The sequence below is a fragment of the Ruegeria sp. YTSA108 genome (genome assembly GCF_059610185.1).
Genome location: NZ_JBXWND010000030.1, coordinates 1 through 5,998, shown reverse-complemented (window position 1 = coordinate 5,998; position 5,998 = coordinate 1). Strand labels below are relative to the sequence as shown.

Here is a 5,998-nt window from a genome sequence, read left to right as displayed (position 1 = left end):
AGTGTCAGCTTCACTGTTTGTACGGCTTTCGGTTTCTGATGAAACCTAGAGCACATACAGACAGAAGACTTCATCAGGATTAGCCTCCTGATGAGATGTGCAGAGGTTCGAACGTCAAGGATAGGTTAGCAATAGCCTTTCAACTTGAGAGTTTGATCCTGGCTCAGAACGAACGCTGGCGGCAGGCTTAACACATGCAAGTCGAGCGCTCTCTTCGGAGGGAGCGGCGGACGGGTTAGTAACGCGTGGGAACGTACCCAGATCTAAGGAATAGCCACTGGAAACGGTGAGTAATACCTTATACGCCCTTCGGGGGAAAGATTTATCGGATTTGGATCGGCCCGCGTTAGATTAGATAGTTGGTGGGGTAACGGCCTACCAAGTCTACGATCTATAGCTGGTTTTAGAGGATGATCAGCAACACTGGGACTGAGACACGGCCCAGACTCCTACGGGAGGCAGCAGTGGGGAATCTTGGACAATGGGCGCAAGCCTGATCCAGCCATGCCGCGTGAGTGATGAAGGCCTTAGGGTCGTAAAGCTCTTTCGCCTGTGAAGATAATGACGGTAGCAGGTAAAGAAACCCCGGCTAACTCCGTGCCAGCAGCCGCGGTAATACGGAGGGGGTTAGCGTTGTTCGGAATTACTGGGCGTAAAGCGCACGTAGGCGGATTGGAAAGTATGGGGTGAAATCCCAGGGCTCAACCCTGGAACTGCCTCATAAACTCCCAGTCTTGAGTTCGAGAGAGGTGAGTGGAATTCCGAGTGTAGAGGTGAAATTCGTAGATATTCGGAGGAACACCAGTGGCGAAGGCGGCTCACTGGCTCGATACTGACGCTGAGGTGCGAAAGTGTGGGGAGCAAACAGGATTAGATACCCTGGTAGTCCACACCGTAAACGATGAATGCCAGTCGTCGGGTAGTATACTATTCGGTGACACACCTAACGGATTAAGCATTCCGCCTGGGGAGTACGGTCGCAAGATTAAAACTCAAAGGAATTGACGGGGGCCCGCACAAGCGGTGGAGCATGTGGTTTAATTCGAAGCAACGCGCAGAACCTTACCAACCCTTGACATCCCGGGACCGGTCCAGAGATGGATCTTTCACTTCGGTGACTCGGTGACAGGTGCTGCATGGCTGTCGTCAGCTCGTGTCGTGAGATGTTCGGTTAAGTCCGGCAACGAGCGCAACCCACATCCTTAGTTGCCAGCAGTTCGGCTGGGCACTCTAGGGAAACTGCCCGTGATAAGCGGGAGGAAGGTGTGGATGACGTCAAGTCCTCATGGCCCTTACGGGTTGGGCTACACACGTGCTACAATGGCAGTGACAATGGGTTAATCCCAAAAAACTGTCTCAGTTCGGATTGGGGTCTGCAACTCGACCCCATGAAGTCGGAATCGCTAGTAATCGCGTAACAGCATGACGCGGTGAATACGTTCCCGGGCCTTGTACACACCGCCCGTCACACCATGGGAGTTGGTTCTACCCGACGGCCGTGCGCTAACCTTTTGGGGGCAGCGGACCACGGTAGGATCAGCGACTGGGGTGAAGTCGTAACAAGGTAGCCGTAGGGGAACCTGCGGCTGGATCACCTCCTTTCTAAGGATGTTCCTGGCATCTTGAGCTTGCTCTTGATCGTGGAACACTTAGCAGAAGATCAACAAACAAAGTTGGTCAAACTCATGGACCGAGCCGTCCTCATATCTCTTCAGAAAATCAGGATCTTGCGGATAGGCGTGAGGTCCGGCAAGGGGCCTTAGCTCAGCTGGGAGAGCGCCTGATTTGCATTCAGGAGGTCAGGAGTTCGATCCTCCTAGGCTCCACCAAGCCTTTTGCAAAGCAAAGGGCGTTGTCGCGGCAGTTGCTTTTGGTGACAAAAGCAATGAGAGCGACCTGCAAGCGGCCCTAATAAAAGTGGGTCGGTAGCTCAGGTGGTTAGAGCGCACGCCTGATAAGCGTGAGGTCGGAGGTTCAAGTCCTCCTCGACCCACCACTTTCCTTCCAACCAGATCGTTAAGCACTGTTTTGAGTGTTTAACCGTCCGATTGGACGACGCTTCTTCGGAAGCTTTGACATCGTTTAGAGAGAAATCAATCAACACTGTTTGATCGTGCCGAGTGTGGCACTGATCTCGGTCGTTTCCATCGTATGATGGAAGGCGCAGTTTGGGTCTAGCCGGCCTGGAATGCGTATCACGACTGAAACGAACAGAGTTGTCCAAGTCTAATATACTAACCCGAGCGACCTGCGTTGATCAGCTGCACGGCTGAGAGACCATATGGGGTTGCTCATTTGTCCTCGTCCAAGAGACGGGGGCGGGAAATGTATGTTTTTGGTTCAGAAGAATGACTGCCTTTAGTTACCAGCTGGGCGGTCTTGATTGACATATGTTCTGACGCAGCTTCGGTTGTGGACGGTTAAACGTCCTCAAGTAGCCGAATAGGCGGTAGGACACTAAAGTGTGTCTTTCTTTTTCTGGATCAAATCAAGCGCGAGAAGGGCGTTTGGTGAATGCCTTGGCAGCAAGAGGCGATGAAAGACGTGATACTCTGCGATAAGCCATGGGGAGCTGAGAATAAGCTTTGATCCATGGATTTCTGAATGGGGCAACCCACCTGAAAGTTTGTTATTGTTGGCTTTGCCAGTCAATAATGGGCTTAACCAGGTATTTATGACCTGAATACATAGGGTTATAAAGGCAAACCCGGGGAACTGAAACATCTAAGTACCCGGAGGAAAGGAAATCAATTGATACTCCCCTAGTAGCGGCGAGCGAACGGGGACCAGCCGAGCCGGATGAGTGAGAAGAACATGTTGGGAAGCATGGCCATAGCGGGTGACAGCCCCGTATTCTAAGCTCTGAAGGACGTATTAAGTAGGGCGGAACACGTGAAATTCTGTCTGAAGATCGGAGGACCACCTTCGAAGGCTAAGTACTCCTTGCTGACCGATAGTGAACCAGTACCGTGAGGGAAAGGTGAAAAGCACCCCGACGAGGGGAGTGAAACAGTACCTGAAACCGAACGCCTACAATCAGTCGGAGCCTCCTTGCGGGGTGACGGCGTACCTTTTGTATAATGGGTCATCGACTTGGTCTCACGAGCAAGCTTAAGCCGTTAGGTGTAGGCGTAGCGAAAGCGAGTCTTAATAGGGCGAATGAGTTCGTGGGATCAGACCCGAAACCGAGTGATCTAGGCATGGCCAGGTTGAAGGTAAGGTAACACTTACTGGAGGACCGAACCCACATCCGTTGAAAAGGATCGGGATGAGCTGTGCCTAGGGGTGAAAGGCCAATCAAACTCGGAGATAGCTGGTTCTCTGCGAAATCTATTTAGGTAGAGCGTCATCCGAATACCCCGGGGGGTAGAGCACTGGATGGGTAATGGGGCCCCACAGGCTTACTGATCCTAACCAAACTCCGAATACCCGGGAGTACTAGATGGCAGACACACTGCGGATGCTAACGTCCGTAGTGGAGAGGGAAACAACCCTGACCTACAGCTAAGGCCCCCAATTCATGGCTAAGTGGGAAAGCAGGTGGGACGACCAAAACAACCAGGAGGTTGGCTTAGAAGCAGCCATCCTTTAAAGATAGCGTAACAGCTCACTGGTCTAAATAAGTTGTCCTGCGGCGAAGATGTAACGGGGCTCAAGCCATGAGCCGAAGCTTAGGATGCCGTAAGGCATGGTAGCAGAGCGTAGTGTGACATAGTCTCATTCCTCCTTCACGTCTTCGGGCGTATTGGAGGAGAGAGGCTTTCGATGAAGCCGGCGCGTGAGCGATCCGGTGGAGAGATCACTAGTGAGAATGATGACATGAGTAGCGACAAAGAGTGTGAGAGACACTCTCGCCGAAAGTCCAAGGGTTCCTGCTTAAAGCTAATCTGAGCAGGGTAAGCCGGCCCCTAAGCCGAGGCCGAAAGGCGTAGGCGATGGGAACTAGGTTAATATTCCTAGGCCGTGGAGTGGTGACGGATCTCAGAGGTAGTTCATCCTTATCGGATTGAATGGGCTGCTGAGAGGTTCCTGGAAATAGCCCTCCTATAAGACCGTACCCTAAACCGACACAGGTGGACTGGTAGAGAATACCAAGGCGCTTGAGAGAACGATGTTGAAGGAACTCGGCAAAATACCTCCGTAAGTTCGCGAGAAGGAGGCCCGGTTCCTAGGCAACTAGGGGCTGGGGGCACAAACCAGGGGGTGGCGACTGTTTATTAAAAACACAGGGCTCTGCGAAGTCGCAAGACGACGTATAGGGTCTGACGCCTGCCCGGTGCCTGAAGGTTAAAAGGAGAGGTGAGAGCCTTGAATTGAAGCCCAGGTAAACGGCGGCCGTAACTATAACGGTCCTAAGGTAGCGAAATTCCTTGTCGGGTAAGTTCCGACCTGCACGAATGGCGTAACGACTTCCCCGCTGTCTCCAACATCGACTCAGCGAAATTGAATTGCCTGTCAAGATGCAGGCTTCCCGCGGTTAGACGGAAAGACCCCGTGCACCTTTACTACAGCTTCGCACTGGCATCAGGATTGTGATGTGCAGGATAGGTGGTAGGCTTTGAAGCAGGAACGCTAGTCCCTGTGGAGCCTCCCTTGAGATACCACCCTTCGCACTCTTGATGTCTAACCGCGGTCCGTTATCCGGATCCGGGACCCTGCGTGGCGGGTAGTTTGACTGGGGCGGTCGCCTCCTAAAGCGTAACGGAGGCGCGCGAAGGTTGGCTCAGAGCGGTCGGAAATCGCTCGTTGAGTGCAATGGCAGAAGCCAGCCTGACTGCGAGACTGACAAGTCGAGCAGAGTCGAAAGACGGCCATAGTGATCCGGTGGTCCCGAGTGGAAGGGCCATCGCTCAACGGATAAAAGGTACGCCGGGGATAACAGGCTGATACTGCCCAAGAGTCCATATCGACGGCAGTGTTTGGCACCTCGATGTCGGCTCATCTCATCCTGGGGCTGGAGCAGGTCCCAAGGGTACGGCTGTTCGCCGTTTAAAGAGGTACGTGAGCTGGGTTTAGAACGTCGTGAGACAGTTCGGTCCCTATCTGCCGTGGGTGTAGGAGACTTGAGAGGAGTTGCCCCTAGTACGAGAGGACCGGGGTGAACGATCCACTGGTGGACCTGTTGTTGCGCCAGCAGCAGTGCAGGGTAGCTATGATCGGACAGGATAACCGCTGAAGGCATCTAAGCGGGAAGCCCCCCTCAAAACAAGGTCTCCCTGAGGGCCGTGGAAGACCACCACGTCAATAGGCCGGAGATGTAAGCGCAGTAATGCGTTCAGTTGACCGGTACTAATCGCCCGATAGGCTTGATTTGATCCAGTAATGGAAAGACAAATCAAAAACATACACACCTTAGACTAACGATGGCTGTGTCGCGCCAAGCGGCACTGTTGATTGATTACACTACCGAGTGGCAACGCGCCTTTTGCACGCAAAAGACGCTGCCTGCCACCCGTCGCGCTTGCTACGCAAGTCGCAACGTGGGATTTTCCTCGGTTTGGTGGTCATAGCGCAAGTGAAACACCCGGTCCCATCCCGAACCCGGAAGTTAAGCACTGCCGCGCCAATGGTACTTGGGCTTAAGCCCCGGGAGAGTAGGTCACCGCCAAACCTAGAAAAATCCCAATTCTCTCTAAATGATAACAATACTTATTCGACCCCGGCCTCAAGTAGCGAAAGCGATAGGCCAACCTAGTGTCGCGGGATGGAGCAGCCCGGTAGCTCGTCAGGCTCATAACCTGAAGGTCGTAGGTTCAAATCCTACTCCCGCAACCAGGTCGAATAATATCAACACAGCCCGTTCAGACTAAAATTGATCCACTGGATCAATTGCTTAACGTCTTCACCTCGTCAGGCTCATAACCTGAAGGCCAAAGGTTCAAACCCTACTCCCGCAACCTAAATCACTACACAATATCAATATATTACACACCGTGCCAGAGCGGGCTTTTGCGTTGCGCCATCACAACTGAAAGCACCGTGGAAGCAAACGCGGCGA

The 5,998-nt window shown here is 53.0% G+C and carries 3 tRNA genes and 3 rRNA genes; all 6 read left to right on the top strand.

Annotation, left to right across the window (positions count from 1 at the left end):
- Positions 1-140: 140 nt before the first annotated feature.
- Positions 141-1,602: ribosomal RNA gene (locus tag AC2FHW_RS19825) — 16S ribosomal RNA — on the top strand.
- 151 nt (positions 1,603-1,753) lie between these two features.
- Positions 1,754-1,829 (top strand) — tRNA-Ala (locus tag AC2FHW_RS19820).
- A gap of 90 nt (positions 1,830-1,919) precedes the next feature.
- Positions 1,920-1,996: transfer RNA gene (locus tag AC2FHW_RS19815), tRNA-Ile, on the top strand.
- A gap of 490 nt (positions 1,997-2,486) precedes the next feature.
- Positions 2,487-5,314, top strand: a 23S ribosomal RNA gene (locus AC2FHW_RS19810).
- 182 nt (positions 5,315-5,496) lie between these two features.
- Positions 5,497-5,611 (top strand): 5S ribosomal RNA (rrf, locus tag AC2FHW_RS19805).
- Together the 16S, 23S and 5S rRNA genes with 3 tRNA genes alongside form the textbook arrangement of a ribosomal RNA operon.
- An 87-nt stretch (positions 5,612-5,698) precedes the next feature.
- A tRNA-Met gene (locus tag AC2FHW_RS19800) sits at positions 5,699-5,775 on the top strand.
- Positions 5,776-5,998 lie beyond the last annotated feature (223 nt).